The sequence below is a fragment of the Pseudomonas sp. H1_D04 genome, from assembly GCF_054683855.1.
Genome location: NZ_CP162826.1, coordinates 4,191,805 through 4,216,896, shown reverse-complemented (window position 1 = coordinate 4,216,896; position 25,092 = coordinate 4,191,805). Strand labels below are relative to the sequence as shown.

The following is a 25,092-nucleotide window of genomic DNA, read 5'->3' as shown; positions in this document are numbered from 1 at the left end:
GACTTACATCAACATTTAAAGCACGTCAGGATGACTCATACCCAATAGACAACTTACCTGCCGCACATCCGTCTCGCGACGAAGGGCGGTAAACAGTTCCACCGCCTGCGGGTAATTACGCGTTAACATCGCCAACCATTGTTTCAATCGCCCAGGCGCCTGTTTTTCAGTCAGTTGCGCTACCGACTGGTTCCAGAACTCGCGGAGCATGGGCTGCATCTCTGCCCACGTCATTTCGACCACTTCCTCGCCTGCGCGTGCTGCTGCAATCTGCCGCGCCAGGTCAGGGCGCGCCACCAGGCCACGGCCAAGCATGATGTCCTCTACGCCGCTGATCTCCCGACAGCGGCGCCAGTCTTCGACGCTCCAGATATCGCCATTAGCGAACACCGGCACCTTGACCACGTCCTGGACCCGCGGGATCCACTCCCAATGAGCCGGCGGCTTGTAACCATCGGCCTTGGTACGCGCATGCACCACGATATGCGCCGCACCGCCTTCGGCCAGGGCCGTGGCGCACACCAGCGCGCCATCCGGGCTATCGAAGCCCAGGCGCATCTTGGCAGTCACCGGGATATGGGCAGGCACCGCACGCCGCACGTGTTCAACGATCTGGTTGAGCAACTCCGGTTCCTTGAGCAGCACGGCACCGCCTCGGGACTTGTTGACGGTCTTGGCCGGGCAGCCAAAGTTCAGATCGATCACTTGCGAACCCAGCTCACAGGCCAGTGCGGCATTCTCAGCAAGGCACACGGGGTCGGAACCGAGCAATTGCACGCGCAAGGGCACGCCCGCAGCGGTGTGGGCACCGTGCAGCAGCTCTGGAGCAAGTTTGTGGAAGTACGCCGGGGTCAGCAGGCGGTCGTTGACGCGGATAAACTCGGTCACGCACCAGTCAATACCGCCCACACGGGTCAACACGTCCCGCAGGATGTTGTCGACCAACCCTTCCATGGGCGCCAAAGCAATTTGCATGGAAAACACTCAACAAAAATCGTGGCGCAGTTTACTGGGTTTCCTACGGCAACCGTTAACCCCCTGTCAGGGCGGGGCCATAGCCATCGAGAAACTCGCTCGGCATGCGCTTGGGCTTGCCCGTGGACAATTCGATGCAGACGAAGGTGGTTTGCGCGCGCAGAAGGGTTGCACCGTCACGCGGGCGGACCAGTTGAAAGCGGCGGGTCATCTTCAGACGCTGGTCCCAATCGACGATCCAGGTGGCCAGTTGCAGCTCGTCACCTTCGTAGCCTGCCGCCAGGTAATCGATCTCATGGCGCACCACCGCCATGGCGCGGTCCAGACGGCGATACTCGGTCAGGTCCAGCCCCAAACGCTGGGAATGACGCCAGGCACAGCGCTCCAGCCAGGACACGTACACCGCATTATTTGCGTGCCCCAGGCCGTCGATATCCTCAGGGGCGACCTGCAGGTCAATGATAAACGGCGTTGCCAAATCCCAGCCCATGCCTTGCTCCCAGTCGATTAATGGCGGCGGGAGGCAGTGTATCAGGCGCTTTGCCGCGCCTGTAGACGGCAACCCGCCAACAGCGCCAGCACGCCATCGATCACCCGCGGATCGGCCAGTACTTTCTGGTGGCCGCCTTGTTCAAGGCGCAGCAGGCGGCTGTCGAACCAGGCTTCGTGAATGGCTTGGGAGGCGTTGACGGGGACAAAGGTATCGTCTTCAGCGTGCACGATCAGCCCGGGAATATTCATTTGATAGTGGGCCACATCCAAATGCTTGAGTGGCATTCCGAATGTTTGCTCCACCTCCTGAATAAACACCGAACGCGCCTTCGCTGGCAAACCGACCATTTGGGTAAAACCACGCAGTACATCCAGGAAACGCGACGGTGCAGCGATACTGACCAACGCCTGGGTACGCAACCCCAACTGCACCGCCAACATTGCACTGGCGCCCCCCATGGAATGGCCGACCACTGCATGCAGGGGCGGCAACTCGGCCGCAGCCTCCAGCATGGCGCGAGCAAACAGCAGCACATGAGCCTCACGCCCCGGTGAGCGGCCATGGGCAGGCCCGTCCAGAGCAATCACGGAGTAGCCATTGTCGACTAAGGCGGTGATCAGACTGGCAAACTGGGTTGGCCGGCCTTCCCAGCCGTGCATCAACAAAACTGCCGGACCCTGCCCCCAGCGCAGGGCCGACAAGCCAAAGCGCAAGGTGATGCGCTCCGATTGCGCCAGCAGCGGTAACTCCCAGTCACGGGGCGGCAGGTCGCGGGGCGTCATGAAGGCTCGACGCATCTTGTTGGCCACCGTGTGCGGCGCCAGGTACCCCAGCGTGCCGTTGAAGCGACGAATCCAGGTTAACGCGCCCATTTTGCGAGCCCTCTTCCTATCGCACAGCCGACTTGGCAGCGCGCAACACTCGGTCCGACAGCTCACCCGGCCCCAAGGCGCGGGCCAAGGCCAGGCCACCGATCATTAATGCCATATCGGCTAAGGCCTTGTCGGTGTCTTCAGGGCTTGCGGCAAGCTGAGCAGCCATCAACTCGACATGTTCGCTCAGCGCGTCGCGAAAGGCGTCCGGCAGGCGAGCCATCTCCCCTACAGTCGCTGGAATCGGGCAGGCCTGCGCGGTGGAGTCGCGATGCTTGCGCGAGAGGTAAAACGCCGCAACCAACCCCCTGCGTTCTTCTCCGGTCAACTGCGCATCCATATCGTCGATGGAGGCGCGACGCCTTGCCAGCAGCTGCGTAAAGGCCTCCAGCATCAACGCATCCTTGCTTTCAAAGTGCGCGTAGAAGCCGCCGACGGTCAGCCCCGCCGCGCCCATGACTTCACCGACACTCGGCTCGGCCGGGCCGCGCTGGATCAACGCGGCGCTGGCGGCCTGCAGAATGCGTTCGCGGGTTTGCGCTTTTTTATCGTTCATCAAAGCCTCCGACTCTCATGGGTTGAATATTATTACCATAATAATATTTAGCAAGCGACAGTCATGACCACTGGTCAGAACAGGAAGAAAGGAGGTGATGAGAGAAGTGGTCAAACGCCAGACAAACAAAAGGGCCATTCAATAATTGAATGACCCTTAAAAATCCCGCAGAGCGGGTAATCGTGGCGTCCCCTAGGGGACTCGAACCCCTGTTACCGCCGTGAAAGGGCGGTGTCCTAGGCCACTAGACGAAGGGGACACAAACCTTCTATACAACTGACCGAGCTGAGATCGGTCGATTCAAGGACGGTGTGGCCGGAACCTTGAACCTGTAAATTGGTGGAGCTAAACGGGATCGAACCGTTGACCTCTTGCATGCCATGCAAGCGCTCTCCCAGCTGAGCTATAGCCCCAGATTTTTCGCCTCGCGGCGCAGCAGACCTTTCGAGCTGCTTGTTGAAAATGGCGTCCCCTAGGGGACTCGAACCCCTGTTACCGCCGTGAAAGGGCGGTGTCCTAGGCCACTAGACGAAGGGGACAAAACCTTCTGTACAACCGATCAGAGCTGAGACCTGATCTATTCAAGGACGGTGTGGCCAGACCTTGAACCTGTAAATTGGTGGAGCTAAACGGGATCGAACCGTTGACCTCTTGCATGCCATGCAAGCGCTCTCCCAGCTGAGCTATAGCCCCTCATCGGTGAGGACGGGGCGAATCTTAATGGCGGCTTGGAAGTGTGTCAAATTTATTTTCAACATTTTCCAAATTTTTTTGCCGGGATAACAATCACTTACCGACGAAACCCCGGAAAACCGGGGTTTCGTCACTGCAACGGCCTGCTTAGGCGATAGCGCCCAGCAGCTTTTCCCACTCTTTGTTTTCTTTCTTCGAGACACCACCAAGCAAATCAAGGGCTTGGCGCAGACGGAAACGGGTGAGGTCCGGACCGAGAATTTCCATCGCATCGAGCACCGACACCGAACTGGCCTGCCCGGTAATCGCAGCAAACATCAGCGGCATGGCATCACGCAACTTCAGTTCCAGGGATTCAACCACCGCCTGAATCGTCGCAGTGATCGCATCCTTCTCCCACTGACGCAGGCTTTCCAGCCTCCACAGGATCAACTGCATCAACTGACGAACCTGGTCGCCAGAGAGCTTCTTGGACTCGAACAGCTTGGCATCCGGGTTAACGCCCCCGGCAAAGAAGAAACTGGCCAATGGTGCAACCTGGCTGAACGTTTCCACCCTGCCCTGCACCAGCGGCGCGATCTTCATCATGTACTCGGGGTTCAACGCCCACTGCTGCACGCGGCTGGCAAACTCTTCCACCGGCAGATCGCGCAACCACTGGCCGTTGAGCCAGGACAGTTTCTCGACATCGAAAATCGGGCCGCCCAGGGACACGCGTGACAGGTCGAAGTTGTCGACCATTTCCTGCAACGAGAACTTCTCACGCTCGTCCGGCATCGACCAGCCCATACGGCCCAGGTAGTTGAGCATCGCTTCCGGCATGAAGCCCATGCGCTCGTAGAAGGTCACCGAAGTCGGGTTCTTGCGCTTGGACAGCTTGCTCTTGTCCGGGTTACGCAGCAGCGGCATGTAGCACAGTTGCGGCTGTTCCCAACCGAAATATTCGTAAAGCAGGATCAGTTTCGGCGCCGACGGCAGCCACTCTTCGCCACGCAGTACGTGGGTGATGCCCATCAGGTGGTCGTCGACCACATTGGCCAGGAAGTACGTCGGCAGGCCGTCGGTCTTCATCAGCACTTGCATGTCCATGCGATCCCATGGGATCTCGACGTCACCGCGCAGCATATCCGGCACCACGCACACGCCTTCGCTCGGCACTTTCATGCGGATAACGTGCGGTTCGCCAGCAGCCAGACGCCGAGCCACTTCTTCCTTGGACAGCAGCAGCGCGCGGCCATCGTAGCGCGGGGTTTCGCCACGGGCCTGTTGCTCGGCGCGCATCTGGTCCAGTTCTTCGGCGGTGCAGAAGCACGGGAACGCATGGCCCATGTCGACCAGTTGCTGTGTGTACTGCTTGTAAATGTCGCTGCGCTCGCTTTGGCGATACGGACCGTGCGGCCCGCCGACGTCCGGGCCTTCAGCCCAGGTAATGCCCAGCCAGCGCAGGGCATCGAAAATCTGCTGTTCAGACTCGCGAGTGGAGCGCAGTTGATCGGTGTCTTCGATCCGCAGGATGAATTCACCGCCGTGCTGCTTGGCAAAACAGTAGTTGAACAAGGCGATGTAGGCGGTGCCGACGTGGGGATCCCCAGTAGGCGATGGCGCAATGCGCGTGCGGACGGTGGTCATGGCGGGTCTCGAATGGGCGATAAAACTTAAAATTGAAACAAGTGGCGAATGGTAACAGCCTGGGTGATTTCTGGAAAACCGAGGCGTAGCCATCGAGGGCAAGTCGAATCGTCGCACCGCCCCTCCCACATTTGACGGTGTTCACAAGTCAAAGCGTGGGAGGAGGCTTGCCCCCGATGAGGCCCGCTCAGCCACCGCAGATCAGACAGCCAGCAAGCGCTCGCGCAACTTGCCAATCTCATCCCGCGTCTGCGCCGCCGCCTCGAACTCCAGATCCCGCGCCAACTGGTACATCTTCTCTTCCAACTGGCGGATCCGCTTGGTGATCTCACTCGGCGAGCGCAGTTCGTTCTCGTACTTGGCGCTTTCCTCTGCGGCCTTGGCCATGCCCTTGCGCTTCTTGCTGCGCGAACCGGGCACGGTGGCGCCTTCCATGATGTCGGCGACGTCCTTGAACACGCCTTTGGGCGTGATGCCATTTTCCAGGTTGAACGCGATCTGCTTGTCGCGACGACGCTGAGTCTCGCCAATCGCCCGCTCCATAGAACCGGTGATGCGGTCCGCGTAGAGAATCGCCCTGCCATTAAGGTTTCGCGCCGCCCGCCCGATGGTCTGGATCAGCGAGCGTTCGGAGCGCAGAAAGCCCTCCTTGTCCGCATCGAGGATCGCCACCAGCGACACTTCCGGCATGTCCAAACCTTCGCGCAGCAGGTTGATGCCTACCAACACATCAAAGGTACCCAGGCGCAGATCACGGATGATCTCAACGCGCTCCACCGTGTCGATATCCGAGTGCAGATAGCGCACCCGCACGCCGTGGTCGGCCAGATAGTCGGTCAAGTCTTCGGACATGCGCTTGGTGAGCGTGGTGACCAGCACCCGCTCTTCCAGAGCGACACGCTTATTGATCTCGGACAGCAGGTCATCGACCTGGGTCAGCGCCGGGCGGATTTCAATTTCCGGGTCCACCAGGCCGGTCGGACGCACCAACTGCTCAATCACACGGCCGGCATGTTCAGCCTCGTAGTTACCCGGTGTGGCCGACACAAAAATGGTCTGCGGGCTAATAGCCTCCCACTCGTCGAAGCGCATCGGCCGGTTATCCAGTGCCGACGGCAGCCGGAAACCGTACTCCACCAACGTCTCTTTACGTGAGCGGTCGCCCTTATACATAGCGCCCACTTGCGGCACGCTGACATGGGATTCGTCGATCACCAGCAGCGCGTCATCGGGCAAGTAGTCATAGAGCGTCGGCGGCGGCGCGCCGGATTCGCGACCCGAGAGGTAGCGCGAGTAGTTTTCGATGCCGTTGCAGTAGCCCAGCTCCAGGATCATCTCCAAGTCAAACCGGGTGCGCTGCTCAAGACGCTGGGCTTCCACCAGCTTGTTATTGGCCCGCAGGTATTCCAGGCGCTCGGCCAACTCCACCTTGATGCCCTCGATGGCACCCATCAGGGTTTCACGCGGGGTCACGTAGTGACTTTTCGGATAGAAGGTGAAGCGCGGCAGCTTGCGGATAACCTCGCCGGTCAACGGGTCGAAGGCTGAGAGGCTCTCCACTTCATCGTCGAACAGCTCGATGCGGATCGCTTCCAGATCGGATTCGGCCGGGTAAATATCGATCACGTCGCCGCGCACGCGGAAGGTGGCGCGGGCAAAGTCCATGTCGTTGCGGGTGTACTGCAAACTCGTCAGGCGGCGCAACAACTCCCGCTGGTCGAGTTTGTCGCCACGGTCCACGTGCAGCACCATCTTTAAATACGCTTCCGGGCTGCCCAGGCCGTAGATACACGACACCGTGGTGACAATGATCGCGTCCTTGCGCTCCAGCAGCGCCTTGGTCGCCGACAGCCGCATCTGCTCGATATGGTCATTGATCGACGCATCCTTCTCGATAAAGGTGTCGGAAGACGGCACATAAGCTTCAGGCTGGTAGTAGTCGTAGTAGGAAACGAAGTATTCCACTGCGTTATTCGGGAAGAACGCCTTGAACTCGCCGTAGAGCTGCGCGGCCAGGGTCTTGTTTGGCGCCAGCACCAAGGTGGGCCGGTTGATCTGTGCGATCACGTTGGCAATGCTGAAAGTCTTGCCTGAACCGGTCACCCCGAGCAGCGTCTGGTGAGCCAGGCCGGCCTCGATGCCTTCGACCATCTGGCGAATGGCTTCTGGCTGATCGCCAGCGGGTTCAAAGCGGGTGACTAGTTGGAAATCCGACATAACGTACCTCTTGAAGTCACCCCGGACTGTAAACCCGTCGGGGAAGAAATAGACCACCACCCGCGAACTTTCAGAGCGAGCAGTAGGAAAAAACCATGATAGCCATAGAAGTGGTGGCGAATGTGACGGGTTTCAAGGCAATCGTCCTGCCTGCCATCTGGGATCGACGTTGCAATAAGACTAACGGTCAGCAAATAAACCGAAAAACTTGGCCGAAAAGCCGTTTCGGTTGTCGCCCTCAGCCGTGATGGCCTCTATACTAGCTCCCCGTTTGTGCACCGCTCTAGTGCATTCGGCTGGAGCGCGACACGTCCCTCCCTTCCCCCATAGAGCTGCCGCAAAAATGAGCCTGTTCTCCGCTGTCGAAATGGCACCACGCGATCCTATCCTGGGCCTCAACGAAGCATTCAACGCCGACACACGAACCACCAAGGTCAACCTTGGCGTAGGCGTTTACTGCAACGAGGAGGGGAAGATTCCACTCTTGCGTGCCGTTGCCGAAGCGGAAGCCATTCGCGTGGCGCAACACGCCGCCCGTGGCTACTTGCCGATCGACGGTATTGCCGCCTATGACAAGGCCGTTCAAACCCTGCTGTTCGGGAACGACTCGCCACTGCTCGAAGCTGGTCGTGTCGTGACCGTCCAGGCCGTTGGTGGCACTGGCGCCCTGAAGATCGGCGCTGATTTCCTCAAGCAACTGCTGCCAGACGCCGTCGTCGCCATCAGCGACCCGAGCTGGGAAAACCACCGTGCGCTGTTCGAAACCGCTGGTTTCCCGGTGCAGAACTACCGCTACTACGACGCCGCCACCCACGACGTGAACCGCGCCGGCCTGCTCGAAGACCTCAACGCCCTGCCGCCGCAGTCCATCGTGGTGCTGCACGCCTGCTGCCACAACCCGACCGGCGTCGACCTGAGCCCGACCGACTGGCAAAACGTGCTGGACGTGGTCAAGGCCAAGAACCTGGTGCCGTTCCTCGACATGGCCTACCAGGGCTTTGGCGATGGCATCCACGAAGACGCAGCCGCTGTGCGCCTGTTCGCGGAATCGGGCTTGACCTTCTTTGTCTCCAGCTCGTTCTCCAAGTCGTTCTCCCTGTACGGCGAACGTGTGGGCGCGCTGTCCATCGTCGGCGACTCCAAGGAAGAAAGCGCGCGCATCCTGTCCCAGGTCAAGCGTGTGATCCGCACCAACTACTCCAACCCGCCAACCCACGGCGCAGCGATCGTTGCCGCCGTGTTGAACAGCCCTGAACTGCGCGCCCAGTGGGAAGCCGAACTGGCCGAGATGCGCCTGCGCATCCGTGGCATGCGTGAGCAGATGGTTGCCGAACTGGCCAAGGCTGCGCCGGGCCACGACTTCAGCTTCGTCGGTCGCCAGCGTGGGATGTTCTCCTACTCCGGTCTGACCGTTGAGCAAGTCACCCGCCTGCGCAGCGAGTTTGGTATCTACGCGCTGGATACCGGGCGTATCTGTGTGGCGGCGTTGAACCAGTCGAACATTGCTGCGGTCACACAGGCAATCGTTCAGGTGCTGTAAACCTGCTAGCGTTGCACAGAAGGGGAAGCCATGGTTTCCCCTTTTTTGTGTCCAGCCCCTAGACTGAACCCTGACCGCCCCTTTGCTGTGAGAGCTCTATGAGAAACGACGACTTGGACCTGCGCGCCGACCGCGACGAACTGCACGACTACACCCCACGCGCGCCGCAGGTGAAGCGGCAGAAGAGTTTGGTGTTGCAGGTGGCCCTCGGTGTATTCCTTGGTGGTTTGGCGTTGTGGCTGGTGCAGTTGGGTGCGACAGCAATCATGGCGAAACTCGCCATGGGCACCTTCCAGTTCGGCGGCTGATAAAAAAACAGGTGGGACGGGACTTATCCCCTCCCACAGTGGATTCAGGCGGCTACCAGCCCGCGCTCTTCCAGCAACTTCACAAAGCTGTTCAAACTCTGCGAAACAGTCCCCCGCCGCCAGATCAACCAAGTGTTCAGCAAGCGAAAGCTGTCCATCAGCGGCCACACACTCACCGCAGCGAACCCGGGCATGCTTTCCAACATACTGCGCGGCATCAGCGCCAGCCCAGCACCGGCGCTGACGCAGGCGAGCATGCCGTGGTAGGACTCAATCTCGAAGATCTTGCCCGGCACCGCGCCATCCTGTGAGAACCAGCGTTCAAAGTGATGCCGGTACGAGCAGTTCGAGCGGAACGTATAGATGTTCTCGCCATTTACGTCCTGCCCCCGGCTGATCGGCGCATGGTGCAGTGGCGCGATCACCACCATCTCCTCCTCAAACACCGCCACGCCCTCCAGGGTCGAATGCAGCACCGGCCCGTCGACAAACGCGGCGGTCAGGCGCCCCGACAATACCCCCTCGATCATGGTGCCCGACGGCCCGGTGCTCAGGTCCAGTTCGACCTTGGTGTGCTTCTGGTTATACGCCGCCAGCAACGCCGGGATACGCACCGCCGCCGTGCTTTCCAGGGAGCCGAGGGCAAACGCCCCCTGAGGTTCTTCCCCCGCCACCGTCGCGCGGGCCTCTTGCACCAGATCGAGAATGCGCCGCGCGTAACCGAGGAAATTCCAACCCGCCGGCGACAGGCGCAGTCGGCTCTTCTCGCGGATAAACAGCTCCACGCCCAGATCCTGCTCCAGTTGCTTGATCCGCGTGGTCAAGTTTGACGGCACCCGATGAATCAACTGCGCGGCGGCGCTGATGCTGCCTTGTTCGGCGACGGCCTTGAAGATTTCCAGTTGCACGAGATCCAATTCATTCTCCATTCGTGAACGTATTGCTTAATATTATTCAGTTTCCAGAAAAGATCCAGCCCCGTACGCTGACCTCCATTCCCAACGTACACGCAGGACGGTGCCATGAACGCGAACACCCACGCCTTATCGATCAATCCCGCCAACGGCCAAACCGTCGGCAACTATCCCTACGAAACAACAGCGCAGTTGGATGCCGCCCTCGACCGCGCCACCAGCGCCTTCCGCACCTGGCGCCGCCAGCCGGTGAGCCAGCGCGCCGAGCTGCTGTTAGCCCTGGCCGCCGCCTTGCGCGAGCAAGCCGAAGCCATGGCGCAGATGATCACTCTGGAAATGGGCAAACCCATCGCCCAGGCACGTGCCGAAGTCGAAAAATGCGCGCAACTGAGTGAATGGTACGCAGCCCAAGGCCCGGCCATGCTCGCCCCGGAACCGACCCTGGTCGACAACGGCACCGCCCACATCGAATACCGCCCGCTGGGCCCGATTCTCGCCGTAATGCCGTGGAACTTCCCGGTATGGCAGGTACTGCGCGGCGCCGTGCCAACCATGCTCGCCGGCAACACTTACGTGCTCAAACACGCGCCGAATGTGATGGGCAGCGCCTACCTGATCCAACAAGCGTTCCGTAAAGCCGGCTTTGCTGAAGGCTTATTCGAAGTGATCAACGTCACCCCCGAGGGCGTGTCCAAAGCCATCGCGGACTCACGCATTGCCGCCGTGACCCTCACCGGCAGCGTGCGCGCCGGCATCGCTATCGGCTCCCAGGCCGGTGCCGCGTTGAAAAAATGCGTGCTGGAACTGGGCGGCTCCGACCCGTTCATCGTGCTCAACGACGCCGACCTCGACGCCGCCGTGCAAGCCGCGCTCATCGGCCGCTTCCAGAACAGTGGCCAAGTCTGCGCCGCCGCCAAGCGCCTGATCATCGAAGCCGGTGTTGTGGAAGCCTTCACGGCCAAGTTCGTCGACGCCAGCCGTGCCCTGGTGATGGGCGATCCCACATCAGCTGCCACCTACATTGGCCCAATGGCCCGCTTCGACCTGCGCGACGAGCTGCACGGTCAGGTCCAGGCCACCCTGGAGGAAGGCGCGACCCTGTTGCTCGGCGGCCATAAAGTCACAGGCGACGGCAACTACTACGAGCCGACCGTACTCGCCAACGTCACCGACCAGATGACCTCGTTCAAACAGGAACTGTTCGGCCCCGTGGCCTCGATCATCACCGCCCGCGACGCCGACCACGCGGTGGCCCTGGCCAATGACAGCGAGTTCGGCCTCACCGCGAGCATCTTCACCACTGACGCAGCGAAAGCACGGGATATCGCCAATCAGCTGGAAACCGGCGGGATCTTCGTCAACGCCTTCAGCGTCTCCGACCCACGGGTGGCGTTTGGCGGCGTGAAGAAAAGTGGATTCGGTCGCGAGCTGTCGCACTTCGGCGTTCGCGAGTTCTGCAATGCGCAGACGGTGTGGCTGGATCGAAAATAACCCCGGCTGCGCAGCGGGCCTTTCATGGCAGGCGGCCGTGTTGTGGTGAGCGATCTGATCGCGCATTTAGGCGGGATCAAGCAAAAAACGGATTGCGAAGCTACTGACGAACACACATTGGCCGCCTCCTTTTTGCGAGGCGCGAACGTCCTAGCGACTTTTTAACGATAGGCGCCATGACTTGGCGCGACATCGAAGATCGCGCCACCGGCACGCGAACTGAAGCTCAGCCTCCCTCTGCGAGGCTGAATCAACTACCATAGCGCCGCCGGTTCCCCCATGGGACTAATAGGGAATTCGAAACGCCGCCCGCGGCGTCAATCGAAACTGCCCCCGCAACTGTAGGTGCCGAGCCTGCTCCTTAACGCCACTGGACCTCGTCCGGGAAGGCTGGAGCGTGGCGAAGACGCATCAGTCAGGAGACCTGCCGGCCCAGCACAATCACTAACCGGCGGGGTGTCCGGGAAGGACATCCTTGCCTGCCCGACCGGCAGCGTTCAAGGGCGTATTTCCGAGCCGTACTGCCCCTGCTTCACCTACGGTTCACACGGAGATCGCCCCATGCTGCCACGCGTTACTGCCCTGATCACCGGTCTGGGTTTCTGTGCCCTGGCTCAAGCGGCGCCCACTCACTACCCGCTGACTATCCAAAACTGCGGCAGCGCCGTGACCTTCCCGCAAGCCCCCGCACGCAGCGTGACCATCGGCCAGGCCGCCACCGAAATGCTGTATGCCCTGGGCGTCGGCGACAAAGTGGTCGGCACCTCGCTGTGGTTCAACAGTGTGCTGCCCCAGTACCAGGCGCAGAACGACAAAATCGAACGCCTGGCCAACAACGAGCCAAGCTTTGAAGCCGTGATCGCCAAACGCCCGCAACTGGTGGCTGCCGAGCTGGAATGGGTGGTCGGCCCGCAAGGCGTGGTGGGCACCCGTGAGCAATTCCACGAATTGAAGATCCCCACCTACCTGCTGCCTTCCGACTGCGAAGGCAAGGACAATCTGGTGGGCGCCGACGGCACGCGGCTAGAGCCGTTCCGCATCGAGACCCTCTACAAGAGCATCAGCCAACTGGCCGAGATTTTCGACGTGCAGGCGCGCGGCCAACAGCTGAACGACGACCTCAAGGCGCGCCTGGCCAAGTCCGTTGCCACGGCGCAGAGTAAAGGCCTCAAGCAAGCCAGCGCGCTGGTGTGGTTCTCCAGTTCCGAGATAGCCAGCGACCCGTACGTGGCGGGCCACAAGGGCATCCCCGAATTCATGCTCGAAACCCTCGGCCTGCACAACGTGGTGCAGTCCGATGAAGAGTGGCCCGCTGTTGGCTGGGAAACCATCGCCAAGGCCAATCCGACGTTCCTGGTGATCGCCCGCATGGACCGTCGCCGCTACCCTGCCGACGACCATGAAAAGAAACTCGCCTTCCTGCGCAGCGACCCGGTCACGCGCAACATGGACGCCGTCAAACACAACCGCATCATCATCCTCGACGCCTTGGCGCTGCAGGCCAGCCTCCGCACGTTCGATGGCCTTGAACAGCTGGCCGGCGCCATCGACGGCTACGACCTGCGCAAATGAGTAAAAGCGTGATCCGCACCCTGCTCGCCCTGACCCTGCTTTCAGCCGCCCTACTCGCGGGCGTGGCCATCGGCGAAACGTCCATCGAGCCGCAGGTGGTGCTTCAAGTGCTCGCCAATAAGCTGTGGAACGCCGGCTATCTGCTCGATCCAATCGACGAAGGCGTGGTGTGGAACTACCGCCTGACGCGCGCCCTGGTCGCTGCCGCGTGCGGTGCGGGGCTGGCCACCTGTGGGGTGATCTTGCAGTCGTTGCTGCGCAACCCGCTGGCCGATCCCTATCTGCTGGGTATCAGCGCCGGCGCCTCCACCGGCGCGGTGTTGGTGGCGCTGATGGGCGTGGGCGGCGGGTTGATTTCACTGTCGGCCGGCGCGTTTGTCGGGGCCATGGCGGCGTTTGCCCTGGTGATCTTGCTCGCGCGGGCCAGCGGCTCTATGAGCGGTACCGGCCAGATCATCCTCGCGGGCATTGCCGGTTCGCAGATGTTCAATGCCCTGACCGCGTTTCTCATTACCAAGTCGGCCAGTTCCGAGCAGGCCCGCGGCATCATGTTCTGGCTGCTGGGCAACCTCAGCGGTGTGCGCTGGCCTTCGGTGTGGCTGGCGGTGCCGGTAGCGGTTGCCGGCTTGGCGGTGTGCTTGTGGCATCGGCGTGCGCTGGATGCGTTTACCTTCGGCAGTGACTCGGCGGCGTCCCTCGGCATTCCGGTGCGCCGCGTGCAATTTGTGCTGGTGGGCTGCGCGGCGTTGGTGACGGCGGTGATGGTGTCGATTGTCGGCTCCATTGGCTTTGTCGGCCTGGTGATCCCCCATGCGGTGCGCCTATTGCTGGGCACCGGGCACTCGCGGTTGCTGCCAGCCAGCGCCTTGGGCGGCGCGCTGTTTTTGATCGCGGCGGATGTGCTGTCGCGCACCTTGATCAAAGGCCAAGTGATTCCTGTGGGCGTGGTCACTGCCCTGGTCGGCGCGCCGGTGTTCGCGTTGATCCTGATCGGGCGGAGGAATGCGCGATGAAAGTGCTCAGTTGTACGGGGCTGGGTTTCAAGGTGCGCGATGCCGAGTTGCTGCGCGATATTAATCTTGAGGTGCAGTTGGGGGAAACCTTGGGGATTGTCGGCCCGAACGGCTCCGGTAAATCCACCTTGCTCAAACTGCTGGCGGGGTTGCGAACACCCGCCTCTGGTGAGGTACGGCTTGGGGGCACCCGTTTGGGCGACCTGTCCCGCCGCGCCATCGCGCAACAGCTGGCAGTGGTGGAGCAACAGGCCGACACCGACGACGCCATCCGCGTATTCGACGCCGTGGCGTTGGGGCGCACGCCATGGTTGTCGGCGCTGAGCCCGTGGTCACGCGAGGACGACGCCATCGTGTGCCAGGCCCTGCACGATGTGGACGCCACCCACCTGAGCCAACGCGCCTGGCGCAGCCTCTCCGGCGGCGAACGCCAACGTGTGCACATCGCCCGAGCCTTGGCGCAACGGCCACAGATTCTGCTGTTGGATGAGCCGACCAATCACCTGGATATTCAACATCAACTGGCAATCTTGAAGGGTGTGCAAGGGTTACCGGTGACGACGCTGATCGCGCTGCATGACCTTAATCAGGCCCTGACCTGTGATCGATTGGCGGTGCTCGATCACGGACAATTGGTGGCGCTGGGCACACCGCTGGACGTGCTGACACCGCAGCGGTTGCAGGAGACGTTCGGTGTGCAGGGGCATTACCTGACGGACCCGTTTGATGGAGCGCAGATACTGCGGTTGCGTTCCAACTGAGGCGCTCGGTGAGCACCGCAGATGGACGTTAAGTGACCGATGAGCCTTTTGTGGTGAGCGGGCTTGCCCCGCGCTGGGCTGCGAAGCGGCCCCAATAAGGCCACCGCAATTTCGCAGAAAAACCGCAGTGCCTGGTTTTAGGGCCGCTGCGCAGCCCAGCGCGGGGCAAGCCCGCTCACTACAGAAAACAATTTCAGCACAGGAAGTACTTTCACCACAGAAGGAACTTCCACAACAGGAAGCACTTTCAGCACATAAAACACTTCCTCCACAGCAAGTACTTTCACCACAGACAGCACTTCCACGCGGCTGGACGTTATGTGACCGATGAGCCTTTTGTGGTGAGCGGGCTTGCCCCGCGCTGGGCTGCGCAGCGGCCCCAATAAAGCCACCCCAATCTCTCAGAAAAACCGCAGTGCCTGGTTTTAGGGCCGCTGCGCAGCCCAGCGCAGGGCAAGCCCGCTCACCACAGGAAGTACTTTCACTACAGCAAGTACTTTAACCACAGACAGCACTTCCACGCAGATGGGCGTTATGTGACCGATGAGCCTTTTGTGGTGAGCGGGCTTGCCCCGCGCTGGGCTGCGCAGCGGCCCCGATAAGGCCACCGCAATTTCTCAGAAAAACCGCAGTGCCTGGTTTGGGGGCTGCTGCGCAGCCCAGCGCGGGGCAAGCCCGCTCACCACAGAAAGCACTTTCACCACAGGAAGTACTTTCACTACAGAAAGCACTTTCAGCACAGGACGTACTTTCACCACAGGAAGTACTTCCACCACAAGAAGCCCTCTGACCACGACGAGCGCGCTCACCGCAAACCTATAAACTCCGCTGCATATGCGTCGTCTGCCACACCGGGTCGGCCTCGACATCCACAATCTCAAACCCCTGCCGCCCCCAAAAATCAATCGCCCCAGGCAGGAATGGGTGGGTATGCAGATACACCACGTCCACGCCATCCGCCCGCGCCCTGCCCTCCAACGCGCGGTATAACTCCCCCGCCAGACCGAAGCGGCGAAAGGCCGGAAGGACGAACAGGCGCACCACTTCCACAGTCTTGCGGCCTTGGTAATTCAATTGGGGGAAACGATCGTCGTAGGGCAAATAACCGATGGCGGCGATGATCTGGTGGTCCTGGCGAGCGATGAGGAAGTGCCCATCGCCGTGAAGGTAAGTGGCCTCGAATTGCGCCAGGTCGGCGGGCATGCCAGTGACGCTGAGCTTGGGGAACAGCTCGGCACGGGCTGCCAGGACGAAGGCCAGAACCTCTGGAATGTCGGCAACCGTGACCGTCTGGATATTGATCATTCACTCACTCGCTCGTACCGCAAATACCCGTTGGCGGCTGTTCCCACACACACGAACCCAGCCGCCTCATACATTAACCGGGCCGGGTTGTCCGCCCGCACGCACAAGCTCAACCGCGCATAACCGTCCTGCCCCGCCGCCGCCCGGTAGGCCTCCAGCAATGCACGCCCAATACCCTTGCGCCGATATGCCTCGCCGACGTTGATCGTGCACAACTCGGCAAGACCGTCCTCGGGCATCCACATCGAATAACCGGCGAACTGTCCGTCGAGCATGGCCACCGTCAATCGCTCAACGTTGTTGACCCAACGTGTGAGGTGCCGTTCCAATTGCTCTTGCCAGGCCACTTCGTGTGCAGGCTCCCAACGCTGGATATATCCCCGCTCGCCCCGGTAAACCGCGGGCAGGTCGGTGATCCTGGCCGGCCGTAGCGTCAGCTCGTTCACTCAAGCAACTCGCAGAATGAAGTGCCCTTCAGGGCTGCAGGCGGACAGGCAGGATGGGGCTGAGCGCTTGAGGCCGGGTTGAAGAATCTCATGTACATCCCTTCGTTTGAGTGGGAGGCGAAAGGTTACCCGGCCAGTCATGCATCCTCCAGCTTGTCGCGCAAAAACTCGATAAACCGCTGGGTCTTCGCGGGCAGCAGCCGCGTTTCGGTCAGGGCATAAACTGAAACCGACGAGCCATGCCAGTCGGGCAGTACTCTGCACAGTGTCCCGCTGACCACATCCTGCTCGGCAATGCCTTCGGGCAGCAGCGCAATCCCCAGGTTCAACGCGGCCAGGCGTCTGAGCATGCCCACGCTGTTGAGCTCAAACCGCCCACTCACGTCGACGTCCACCTTCTCCGACCCCGACTCCAAGACCCATCGATGCGCCCTTGACCCGCGCATGCGCAAACATTCGTGATGCGCCAGATCTGCTGGCTGAGCTGGCAGTCCGGCGCGTTCCAGGTACTGGGGCGAGGCGTAAAACGCTCGCCGCATATTCGCGAGTTTGCGCGCGATCAGGTGGGAATTGGCGGGCTCGCCCATGCGAATGACCACGTCCACTGGATCGCTGATCAAGTCGACCTGGCGCGGCGTTAAGTCGAGTTCGAACGTGATGTCCGGATACAACCGTGAAAACTCGGCAATCAACGGCGCCAGGTAGACCATCGCGAAATCCACCGGCAACGAAGCGCGCAGCACGCCGTTGGGTTGGGCGAGCATTTCGCCGAGTTGTTCATGGGCCAGGCGGGCCTCGTCGACGATGCGCTTGCACCGCTCAAAGTACAACTGACCCGCCTCAGTGGGCTCAATCTTGCGCGTAGTGCGGTGCAACAGTCGCAGGCCGATACCTTTTTCCAATTCGCTGATGCGCCGGGACAGCGTCGAGTTCGGCATGCCCAGGCTTTCGGCCGCGCGACTGAAACTGCGTGCCTTCACCACCTCGACAAACAGCGCCATATCGTTGAGAAATTCCACAGCATTATCCCATCAGTGGATTAGTCATTTCGTATTTCAGGCATTTATCCCGAAATCGGATTGATCAATCATAACCCCATCACTGATGAGGAACACCGCCATGAATGCTCTTTTCTCTCCCCTTTCCCTTGGTCGCTACACCCTCGCCAACCGCCTGATCATGGCGCCGATGACACGCTCGCGCGCCAACGACGCCGGTGTGCCTTCCGACCTTGTGACCACTTACTACGCCCAACGCGCCACCGCCGGTTTGATCATCTCGGAAGGCGTATTTCCCGACGCGTCGGGCAAAGGCTACGTCCGCACTCCAGGTATCGAAACCGCCGAGCACGTGGCCGCCTGGAAATCTGTCACCCAAGCCGTGCACGCCCTGGGCGGGCACATCTTCATGCAACTGATGCATTGCGGGCGAGTCTCTCACCCTTCACTGCTGCCCGACGGCGCGCTGCCGCTGGCCCCTTCTGCGATCAAACCGGCGGGCCAGACCTGGACCGCGAACGGCCTGCAGGATTTCGTCACGCCCCATGCTTTGAGCGTCACGCAGATCGGTGGCGTGGTCGACAGCTACCGTCATGCCGCACGCCGGGCAATCGAGGCAGGCTTTGACGGGGTGGAGTTGCACGCCGCCTCCGGTTACCTGCCCGAGCAATTCCTCTCCAGCAGCAGCAACCAACGCGAAGATCAGTACGGTGGTTCGGTGGAAAACCGTAGCCGCTTCGTACTGCAAGTGCTCGCCGCAATGGTCGATGAAGTAGGCAGCGATCGCGTGGGCATCAAAATTTCCCCGGAGATGAACTTCAACGACATCAGCGATGCCAACCCGCAGGAAACCTTCACCTACCTGGTCAAGCAACTGCGCGAGCTGAAACTGGCCTACTTGCATGTGGCACTGTTCGGGGCGAGCTTCGACTATCACGCTGCATTGCGAGAATTGTTCGAGGGCCGCTACCTGATCGGCGGCGGCCTTACACGGGACAGCGCCGACACCTTGATCGCCGAGGGCAAAGCCGATGCGGCGGTGTTCGGCGGCGCGTTCCTGGCCAATCCGGACCTGCCCGCGCGCTTTCTCAGTGGTGCCGCTTTGAATGTGCCCGACAAAGACACCTTCTACACGCCAGGTGCCGAGGGTTACATCGACTACCCAGCACTCTGAAGCGTAGAACCTTCAGCCACTTGTCTGATACGGGACGGTTGGTGAATGGGGGTCCAGTTGTGGTGAGCAGGGCTGCCCCACCAAAACACCTATTCACCACTGATCCTCGTCGAGATCCACCCTCGGCTATACGCCAACACCGCCTCGCCCATCGTCACTGGAAAATGGATAAATCCATGGGCCGACTCCGGCAGCAGATGGGCCTCTGCCTGTGGCCACCGTTCAGCGATTAACAGTGTGTCGTCTTTGAGCGGGTCCAACTCACCCACAAACATCAACGCCGGTGGCAGGCCGTCGAAGTCGCCATACAGCGGCGACAACGGCGCCTGTCTGCGCTCGTCATCGCTGATATCAGGCGTCAGCATGCGCAGCGCATCGACCATTCCTGGTCCGTCCAGCAACAAGGTCTCAGGCCCGGCGTTGCGCACACTCGGCGTACCGGTCAAATCGTAAACACCGTAATACAGCACCGCGCCGCTCACACGCTGGAGCAACTCCGGCCATTGCTTGAGCGCCAACAACGTCGCCGCCGCAAGGTGCCCGCCGGCCGATTCGCCGACGACGATGACCGGCAGCTGTTTGAACTCATCCTCACAGAGCAACCAGCGCGCCGCCGCCAGGCAATCCTCCATCAGCCCTTCCACCGGCGTATCCACCGCCAGCCGGTAATCCACCGACACAACCGCCACGTCGCATGCGTTAACCATGCCGAGGTTAAGATCGTCGTCCATCTGCGCATTGCCAATCACCCAGCCGCCGCCGTGAATATCCAGCACCACGCCTTTAGGCTTGCCGACTGGCCGCAGGATGCGTACGGGGACGTTGTCGACGATCTTGCACTGCGCCGCTGGCGCCTTCTTGAGCGTTTGGCTGACGCGCAACAACCCCTGGATCAAACGAGGCGTCACGCGGTTACGGATCTTGAAGCGCGGCATCCAGGCGAGCTTTTGATTGAAGCGGCGCATCTGGGCCAAATCCGACTCGCTGGCCGGCCAAGGTTGGTGGGCCATCAACGGTTATTCCGCAGGATCGAGAAATTCAACGCCGCCGCTACGCACAGCCACGCCAAATACGGGAACAGGATCAAGCCGGTGATCAAGTCCAGACGCACCGCCATCACCACCATCGTCGCCACCGTTACCCACAGCACCGCAATAATCACCATCCCCGCAAAGATGCGATGGGCGCCGAAGAACACCGGGGTCCACAACGTATTCAATGCGATCTGCGCAGCCCACAGCGCCAATACCATTTCGCTGCCAGGGATCAGTGTGAGGCGATAACCGGCCCAGGCCAGCAGCAGGTAGATAATCGTCCACGCGACCGGGAACAGCCAATTGGGCGGGGTGAAGCTGGGTTTGACGAGGGATTCATACCAGGCGCCAGGTTTGAAAAGGATGCCGGTGCTGGCCGCGGCGGCGCAGGCGAGCAGGAAGATGAAGAAGGTCATGGTCGGTCCTTGAGGTCGGTTGAAAGAAAACCACGCATAGCATCAGTGACTCAAACCGCCGCAGATAAATTCAATCAACCACACAAAAATGGACTGCACGGTGCTCAAACCGGCTCCACAATCCTCAGCCACGGCCACCGCACCTGATAACTCCTGGCTTTGCGCGCAAACAATTCCGGCTCCGGGTGCAGTGGGTTAATCCGAAGAATCCCCTGCTCCACATCCGCCAGCCCATAGGGCGCATACACCTCACCGGTGGCGATCTCCAACCCGATGCACGTCCCCGCCACCAGGTAACGGTCCACCCCCTGTTTAGCCGAGTGCAACTGCGGATATGGTCGGCCAAACCGCTGCCCATACCAGAGGTGAACCCGCGCCTGGTTCTTGACCTCAACATTCACGCCCAAATCCTGGAACAACTGCTCGGCCCTGCGAATCACAGCGTCCTCGGCCTCGTAGGACAAGTCGGTGTCGAAGTAGAAAACGTCGTAGTCCTTTACGCCCTGCGCGGCAGGGAGATTGGACTGATGATTCCACACCGCCTGGAACAGACATCCCGCCGTGAGCATGCATTGCTCCACACCGAGGTCGGGCAGACGCGCGGTGATTTCGGCGTTGATGGGGTTGGCCATGGCCAGGTTGAGCAAGGTGTCGACGGTCAATGTCATGGGATCCCTGAGTTAATCAGCCCTTTGGTGGAAGTCGACTGTACAACATCAGGGAGGGCGTTGAGGTTTACCCCTTCAACTCACTGGCCCGATGACTCGCCGCATCGTCATAAGCCACATACAGCGACTCAGCGATCTGGCTCTTGATGGCCTTGGAAGCCTCCAGACCCAACACAAACCCTTCCGCCTTACCGCCCGCGCGGTTGAGTTCTTCATGGGTGGACGCGCCGGTGATGGCGTCGAGCAGCTTGGTGGCATGCGGGCCGACGCCCTTGGGGAGGCTGATTTGGTCGATGGACATGAGGCGATACCTTGCGAGAGAGAGATCGGTAGCGCGTGGAACCACTGCCGGGGGATGGCATGGTAGACCGATATGCCCTGCAAAGGGGTGTTTGCGAGTCATCCGGTTTAAAACTCAAGATGCCTTCATCATGGCATTTCATTGTCATGCAGCGCTCGGCACCGCATCACCGCGCGCCTGAGCAGGCATCGTGTGAGGACTCAAGGGCGAAGACGCACGGCAAATGCGCGACACGATAAGTGTGGTGCGTTACACCCACGCCAACGACACACCGAGCCCAGCGTTCACCCTTGAATATGACCGCTACCTGGCATTCCGGGCCGGGAAACGCGTGGCGTTCTCGGCTTAAGGTATTCTCCATGGCGTTAATGCCGACCTCGGCCGCCAATCGCTGCCCCTCAAGGCGCATCAGGAGATTTGCATATTGATTGGGCATCGCTTCGAGCGCACCGCGCAGGGTGACTTGCACATCCACTCGCGCAACGGGGTGCAAAGCGCATTGGTACTGCTGACAGGCGCAATGGCGTTCACCCTGCCACTGGCCTTCGTCGTGTTTTGGCTCACCGATAGCAGCTCGCAGTTGGCTGACATGGACCCGCTGACCTCGCTGCTGATCGTGCTCGGCCTGCTGCTCATTCCTGCCCTTGGCCTGCTGCTGATGGTGTACACCGGCATCCGCGAGAGCTTGTTGTTGTCGCGGGCTAACGGCGAAGGCAAGCGCCGCACTCGAAACTTTTTCGGTGGCCGCGAGCGTGTGCAGTCAACCTTCAGCATCGATAAAGCCCACCACCTCGAACTGCGCCGCCGTCCACAGGCAGAGCCGGCCAACACCCAGTTGTGGCTAGTGATGCGCGACGGCACCGAGCAGCGCTTGACCACCGACAACGTGCCCGTGATACCGGGGAGCACACGCACCGATATGTGGCTGCGAGAACTGGCTGACTATCTGAACGTGGCCGTGCCCACTGAGGTGCACGTTGGGTCGGCGGCCGCGGCGCCCTACAGGCCTGCGCCATCACCGGCGAAGGTGGCCCGGCGGCGCAAATCCGAGGGGCCGGCACCCGTGGCTGAGTCCACCGACAAACTCGGCAGGCCCGCACGCGCCCTGCTCTCCCTGCTGGGTGTTTTCCTGGCGGTGCTGGAGCTGACGCATGTGATCGCGTTGGTGCGCGCGCTGTTTACCGGGCGGCTGCGGGTCAGTGGCATTCGATCGGGTTCGACGAGCTTCTATTGGGCCGAGCAACCTCTGGTGTTTTCATTCAATGTGCTGGTGGGTGTCGCCGAGGTGCTGATTATCGGCGTGATCGCCTGGGGGTGTTTGCGTACGGCGATTCTGGGGCGGCTGAAATCCAACTCGTGAAGGAGGCCAATTGGGCACCGCGCCCGCGCACTGCTAATCTGCGGCCTTTGTGCCTGTAGCAAAAGGAAGGTTTACAGCGACATGGACATTCAACAAATCAAGCAACGCCTGGCCCGCCCAGCCGTGAAGTTCATGGCCGGCGGCTTTCGCCCTCTCGGCACCGATGAAGAAAGCTGGCTGGGGAATGTCTTCCTGTTCCGCCCGGATGAAGGCGTACCCACCAATCAGGCCGGACAACCTTTGCTGCCCTACGCGCAGTTTTACCTGCCCGCCCTGCCCTTCAACAGCCCGCTGCTGGCGGGGGTTCGTGTGCTGACGGTGTTTATCTCGGACCCGTTTCCTGAAGACTTTGAGCCGATGGGAAATAACTGGGTGATCCGCGAATATGGCGCCGATGACGTATTGGTGCGCAAGGCGCTGCCGGTACCGGGCACATTTCTCAAACCTTTCCCGTTGAAGGCAGAAGCGGTGCCGGAGGACTTCCCACTGTGGGATGGCGGTGGTGTCCCCGCGGACCTTGAGCAAGCCATTCTCACGCTGGAGCGCGCGGGCGAGATACAGAGCTATTACGACTTGATCACCCATACTTACGAACACAAGATCGGCGGTTACCCCTCGTTCTGCCAGTCGGGGGTGGATCCGGGTGAAGGTTTCGAGTTTGTGTTCCAGATTTCGTCGGACCCGAAGATCAACCTCAACGTGATCGACAGTGGCAGCCTGATGTTCTGGAAGCACAACCAAACCGGAGAATGGGCACTCTATTATGATTTTTACTAAGGTGCTGGGAGCCCTGAATGACTGACTACCGTGGATTGATCTTCGACGACACCCGAGAAAGCGCATCCGACCACGCCCTCGCGCAATTGGAAGCCACCCTCGGCGCCCGCCTGCCGGACGATTACCGGCAGTTTCTCAAGACCTGCAACGGCGCCACCGTGGAATACGACGTGCTGGCGACCATGAGCAATGGCGATAAAGAGCTGCTGAGTTTCTTGCTGTATGGCCTGGACCCAAGCGAGCAGTATGAATCCAACCCTTTTGAACTGGAGCAACTGCGCAAGCAACCTGGCTTCCCCGCGACAGGGTTATTGCCGATCGGCCGCGATGGCGGCGCCAGCGTGTTGCTACTTGACCTGCGCGAGGGGCGCCAGGATGTGGGGGCGATGGTCGCAGGTTTACCCGCCTGGACGGGGCGTCGCCAGCAAGGCGATGAGTATGTGGTGCTGGCGGACTCGTTCAATGCCTACCTGGACTTGCTGCACGTGTCGCAGGAACGGATCGCGGAGCACATCAATCACTTCGTCATCAGCGACGACACCATTGACGCGACGCTGGCGTGGCTGGATCAAAGCAGTACCGGTTGGCGGGAGCGCTATCGGGACTTATGGAATGCGCGGGTGGTGGACAGGCCTATTTGAAGCAGGTGTCAGGGCGTCGCGCATTGTGCTGGCTGGAGGAAGTCTTTCAGCGCTGCCTGATACAGCGTGAGTGGCTGGTCCCGGGTATCGAGCATGGCAAATGGAATCGCGGTGATATGTGAAAACGTCTGGGCACTGACTGAATAGGTTTTCTGCCTGCACACGCCGTGATTGCCATTGAGCATGAACTGAAACGTGAACAGTGTAGGCCGGGTACACCAGCTGGGAATCAAGCCAAGACTCAAGCCCGTCAGGTACTCCTGCGGACACGCGCCGCCCGATGAAAACTCCGAGATTTTTATGGCTAATACAGGGCGCGACGACGCGAGCGGTGCTGAGCTGATGTCTTGCGCCGCTGGGATTATTTCTTGTGTGGCCTGGTAGGCGCGCTTGCCGAAGCGGCTGTCCTTCCAGGGCGCGTCAACTTCATAAGTGAAGCTTGGGATGCTTTCGGTTTTGGCGGCTTCAACGCGGTCGTTGATGATTGGCTTGGACGCGTAGGTGGTGCATCCGGCGCCGGATATCGCCATGGTGAGAAGCATCAGACTGTTAACGAGTGCGCCACGCATCTTGGGTTTTCCCTGGCTATGAATTGGGCCGACTTCATCCAAGTCGGTCAGGAGGGTGAGCGGGCTTTCCTGTGGTGTGCAGGTTTCTTGTAGTGAGCGGGCTTGCCCCGCGCTGGGCTGCGAAGCGGCCCCAATAAGGCCACCTCAATTTCTCAGAAAAACCGCAGTGCCTGGTTTTAGGGCTGCTTCGCAGCCCAGCGCGGGGCAAGCCCGCTCACCACAGAGAGCCTACTCAACACACGAAGTTCGCTCACCACAGAAAGCCTACTCAACACACAAAGTTCGCTCACCACAAAAAGCCTACTCAGCACAAAAAAACCCAAGCGACTCACAGTAAGCAGACTCTCTGTGGAGAGCAGACTTTCCTGT

27 protein-coding genes, 4 tRNA genes and 1 riboswitch are annotated in these 25,092 nt (G+C 60.6%); of the genes, 11 read left to right on the top strand and 20 right to left on the bottom strand.

Annotated elements, in window-relative coordinates; translation table 11 throughout:
• Positions 1-15: 15 nt before the first annotated feature.
• From AB4N82_RS19585 to uvrB, 10 genes are all read right to left on the bottom strand, one after another.
• Positions 16-975 (bottom strand): tRNA dihydrouridine synthase, encoded by a 960-nt coding sequence (locus AB4N82_RS19585; RefSeq protein ID WP_122764664.1) that lies wholly within the window; start codon positions 973-975, stop codon positions 16-18.
• 55 nt (positions 976-1,030) lie between these two features.
• Complete coding sequence (locus tag AB4N82_RS19580; RefSeq protein ID WP_032888298.1) at positions 1,031-1,465, bottom strand: acyl-CoA thioesterase; 435 nt, start codon at positions 1,463-1,465, stop codon at positions 1,031-1,033.
• Positions 1,466-1,506: 41 nt separating this feature from the next.
• On the bottom strand, positions 1,507-2,340 hold the full coding sequence (locus tag AB4N82_RS19575; RefSeq protein WP_032888301.1) for an alpha/beta hydrolase: 834 nt from the start codon (positions 2,338-2,340) through the stop codon (positions 1,507-1,509).
• A gap of 16 nt (positions 2,341-2,356) precedes the next feature.
• Positions 2,357-2,896: a TetR/AcrR family transcriptional regulator gene (locus tag AB4N82_RS19570; RefSeq protein ID WP_032888304.1), complete on the bottom strand. Its 540-nt coding sequence runs from the start codon at positions 2,894-2,896 to the stop codon at positions 2,357-2,359.
• Positions 2,897-3,079: 183 nt separating this feature from the next.
• A tRNA-Glu gene (locus AB4N82_RS19565) sits at positions 3,080-3,155 on the bottom strand.
• Positions 3,156-3,233: 78 nt separating this feature from the next.
• Positions 3,234-3,309: transfer RNA gene (locus AB4N82_RS19560), tRNA-Ala, on the bottom strand.
• A 50-nt stretch (positions 3,310-3,359) separates the two neighbouring features.
• A tRNA-Glu gene (locus AB4N82_RS19555) sits at positions 3,360-3,435 on the bottom strand.
• Between the two features lie 78 nt (positions 3,436-3,513).
• Positions 3,514-3,589, bottom strand: a tRNA-Ala gene (locus AB4N82_RS19550).
• Positions 3,590-3,736: 147 nt separating this feature from the next.
• The gene (gene gltX, locus AB4N82_RS19545) at positions 3,737-5,218 is read right to left on the bottom strand and encodes a glutamate--tRNA ligase (RefSeq protein ID WP_122764663.1); all 1,482 of its coding nucleotides are present in this window, start codon (positions 5,216-5,218) and stop codon (positions 3,737-3,739) included.
• Between the two features lie 201 nt (positions 5,219-5,419).
• On the bottom strand, positions 5,420-7,435 hold the full coding sequence (gene uvrB / locus AB4N82_RS19540; RefSeq protein WP_032885845.1) for an excinuclease ABC subunit UvrB: 2,016 nt from the start codon (positions 7,433-7,435) through the stop codon (positions 5,420-5,422).
• 343 nt (positions 7,436-7,778) lie between these two features.
• Here uvrB and AB4N82_RS19535 point away from each other — a divergent pair, with 343 nt between their 5' ends.
• Positions 7,779-8,975 (top strand): amino acid aminotransferase, encoded by a 1,197-nt coding sequence (locus tag AB4N82_RS19535; protein WP_122764662.1) that lies wholly within the window; start codon positions 7,779-7,781, stop codon positions 8,973-8,975.
• 98 nt (positions 8,976-9,073) lie between these two features.
• Positions 9,074-9,283 carry a hypothetical protein gene (locus AB4N82_RS19530; RefSeq protein ID WP_032885847.1) on the top strand — a complete coding sequence of 70 codons (210 nt, stop codon included), beginning with the start codon at positions 9,074-9,076 and terminating at the stop codon, positions 9,281-9,283.
• A gap of 44 nt (positions 9,284-9,327) precedes the next feature.
• Here the strand turns inward: AB4N82_RS19530 and ptrR are convergent, their stop codons facing one another.
• Positions 9,328-10,200 (bottom strand): putrescine utilization regulator PtrR, encoded by an 873-nt coding sequence (gene ptrR, locus AB4N82_RS19525; protein WP_032885963.1) that lies wholly within the window; start codon positions 10,198-10,200, stop codon positions 9,328-9,330.
• A gap of 105 nt (positions 10,201-10,305) precedes the next feature.
• Between ptrR and AB4N82_RS19520 the strand changes: the two genes are divergently transcribed.
• From AB4N82_RS19520 to AB4N82_RS19505, 4 genes are all read left to right on the top strand, one after another.
• Complete coding sequence (locus AB4N82_RS19520) at positions 10,306-11,688, top strand: aldehyde dehydrogenase family protein (RefSeq protein ID WP_122764661.1); 1,383 nt, start codon at positions 10,306-10,308, stop codon at positions 11,686-11,688.
• 252 nt (positions 11,689-11,940) lie between these two features.
• A riboswitch (cobalamin riboswitch) is annotated at positions 11,941-12,134 on the top strand.
• Between the two features lie 115 nt (positions 12,135-12,249).
• Positions 12,250-13,260, top strand: a complete 1,011-nt coding sequence (locus tag AB4N82_RS19515; RefSeq protein ID WP_122680513.1) for an ABC transporter substrate-binding protein — start codon at positions 12,250-12,252, stop codon at positions 13,258-13,260.
• Entirely contained in the window at positions 13,257-14,273 is a 1,017-nt protein-coding gene (locus tag AB4N82_RS19510; protein WP_032885850.1) for a FecCD family ABC transporter permease, read from the top strand. Before AB4N82_RS19515 ends, AB4N82_RS19510 begins: the two co-directional genes overlap by 4 nt.
• Positions 14,270-15,034: an ABC transporter ATP-binding protein gene (locus AB4N82_RS19505; RefSeq protein WP_122764660.1), complete on the top strand. Its 765-nt coding sequence runs from the start codon at positions 14,270-14,272 to the stop codon at positions 15,032-15,034. The genes AB4N82_RS19510 and AB4N82_RS19505 overlap by 4 nt, the downstream gene beginning before the upstream one ends.
• A 137-nt stretch (positions 15,035-15,171) precedes the next feature.
• Here the strand turns inward: AB4N82_RS19505 and AB4N82_RS19500 are convergent, their stop codons facing one another.
• The 4 genes from AB4N82_RS19500 to AB4N82_RS19485 form a co-directional block, all read right to left on the bottom strand.
• Positions 15,172-15,339: a hypothetical protein gene (locus tag AB4N82_RS19500; protein WP_163034995.1), complete on the bottom strand. Its 168-nt coding sequence runs from the start codon at positions 15,337-15,339 to the stop codon at positions 15,172-15,174.
• Positions 15,340-15,850: 511 nt separating this feature from the next.
• Complete coding sequence (locus tag AB4N82_RS19495) at positions 15,851-16,339, bottom strand: GNAT family N-acetyltransferase (protein ID WP_122764659.1); 489 nt, start codon at positions 16,337-16,339, stop codon at positions 15,851-15,853.
• A complete protein-coding gene (locus AB4N82_RS19490) occupies positions 16,336-16,785 on the bottom strand; it encodes a GNAT family N-acetyltransferase (RefSeq protein ID WP_338105069.1) in 450 nt (149 codons plus the stop codon). The genes AB4N82_RS19495 and AB4N82_RS19490 overlap by 4 nt, the downstream gene beginning before the upstream one ends.
• A 137-nt stretch (positions 16,786-16,922) precedes the next feature.
• Positions 16,923-17,804 (bottom strand): LysR family transcriptional regulator, encoded by an 882-nt coding sequence (locus AB4N82_RS19485; RefSeq protein WP_122764658.1) that lies wholly within the window; start codon positions 17,802-17,804, stop codon positions 16,923-16,925.
• 100 nt (positions 17,805-17,904) lie between these two features.
• Here AB4N82_RS19485 and AB4N82_RS19480 point away from each other — a divergent pair, with 100 nt between their 5' ends.
• Entirely contained in the window at positions 17,905-18,957 is a 1,053-nt protein-coding gene (locus AB4N82_RS19480; protein ID WP_122764657.1) for an alkene reductase, read from the top strand.
• Positions 18,958-19,046: 89 nt separating this feature from the next.
• On the opposite strand, the gene AB4N82_RS19475 is transcribed toward AB4N82_RS19480, so the two are convergent.
• From AB4N82_RS19475 to AB4N82_RS19460, 4 genes are all read right to left on the bottom strand, one after another.
• Positions 19,047-19,967 carry an alpha/beta hydrolase fold domain-containing protein gene (locus tag AB4N82_RS19475; protein ID WP_122764656.1) on the bottom strand — a complete coding sequence of 307 codons (921 nt, stop codon included), beginning with the start codon at positions 19,965-19,967 and terminating at the stop codon, positions 19,047-19,049.
• Positions 19,967-20,407, bottom strand: a complete 441-nt coding sequence (gene tspO / locus AB4N82_RS19470; RefSeq protein ID WP_032885858.1) for a tryptophan-rich sensory protein TspO — start codon at positions 20,405-20,407, stop codon at positions 19,967-19,969. The genes AB4N82_RS19475 and tspO overlap by 1 nt, the downstream gene beginning before the upstream one ends.
• 104 nt (positions 20,408-20,511) lie before the next feature.
• Positions 20,512-21,075, bottom strand: coding sequence for a nucleotidyltransferase family protein (locus AB4N82_RS19465; protein ID WP_032885860.1), 564 nt, complete (start codon positions 21,073-21,075; stop codon positions 20,512-20,514).
• 67 nt (positions 21,076-21,142) lie between these two features.
• Positions 21,143-21,376 carry a hypothetical protein gene (locus AB4N82_RS19460; protein ID WP_032885861.1) on the bottom strand — a complete coding sequence of 78 codons (234 nt, stop codon included), beginning with the start codon at positions 21,374-21,376 and terminating at the stop codon, positions 21,143-21,145.
• A gap of 223 nt (positions 21,377-21,599) precedes the next feature.
• Here AB4N82_RS19460 and AB4N82_RS19455 point away from each other — a divergent pair, with 223 nt between their 5' ends.
• From AB4N82_RS19455 to AB4N82_RS19440, 4 genes are all read left to right on the top strand, one after another.
• Positions 21,600-21,725, top strand: coding sequence for a hypothetical protein (locus AB4N82_RS19455; protein WP_277419724.1), 126 nt, complete (start codon positions 21,600-21,602; stop codon positions 21,723-21,725).
• Between the two features lie 72 nt (positions 21,726-21,797).
• Positions 21,798-22,736, top strand: coding sequence for a hypothetical protein (locus tag AB4N82_RS19450; protein ID WP_122764655.1), 939 nt, complete (start codon positions 21,798-21,800; stop codon positions 22,734-22,736).
• 81 nt (positions 22,737-22,817) lie between these two features.
• On the top strand, positions 22,818-23,513 hold the full coding sequence (locus AB4N82_RS19445; RefSeq protein ID WP_095185544.1) for a DUF1963 domain-containing protein: 696 nt from the start codon (positions 22,818-22,820) through the stop codon (positions 23,511-23,513).
• 17 nt (positions 23,514-23,530) lie between these two features.
• Positions 23,531-24,154 (top strand): SMI1/KNR4 family protein, encoded by a 624-nt coding sequence (locus AB4N82_RS19440; RefSeq protein ID WP_122764654.1) that lies wholly within the window; start codon positions 23,531-23,533, stop codon positions 24,152-24,154.
• A gap of 8 nt (positions 24,155-24,162) precedes the next feature.
• On the opposite strand, the gene AB4N82_RS19435 is transcribed toward AB4N82_RS19440, so the two are convergent.
• Positions 24,163-24,723: a hypothetical protein gene (locus AB4N82_RS19435; RefSeq protein ID WP_122764653.1), complete on the bottom strand. Its 561-nt coding sequence runs from the start codon at positions 24,721-24,723 to the stop codon at positions 24,163-24,165.
• Between the last annotated feature and the right edge of the window lie 369 nt (positions 24,724-25,092).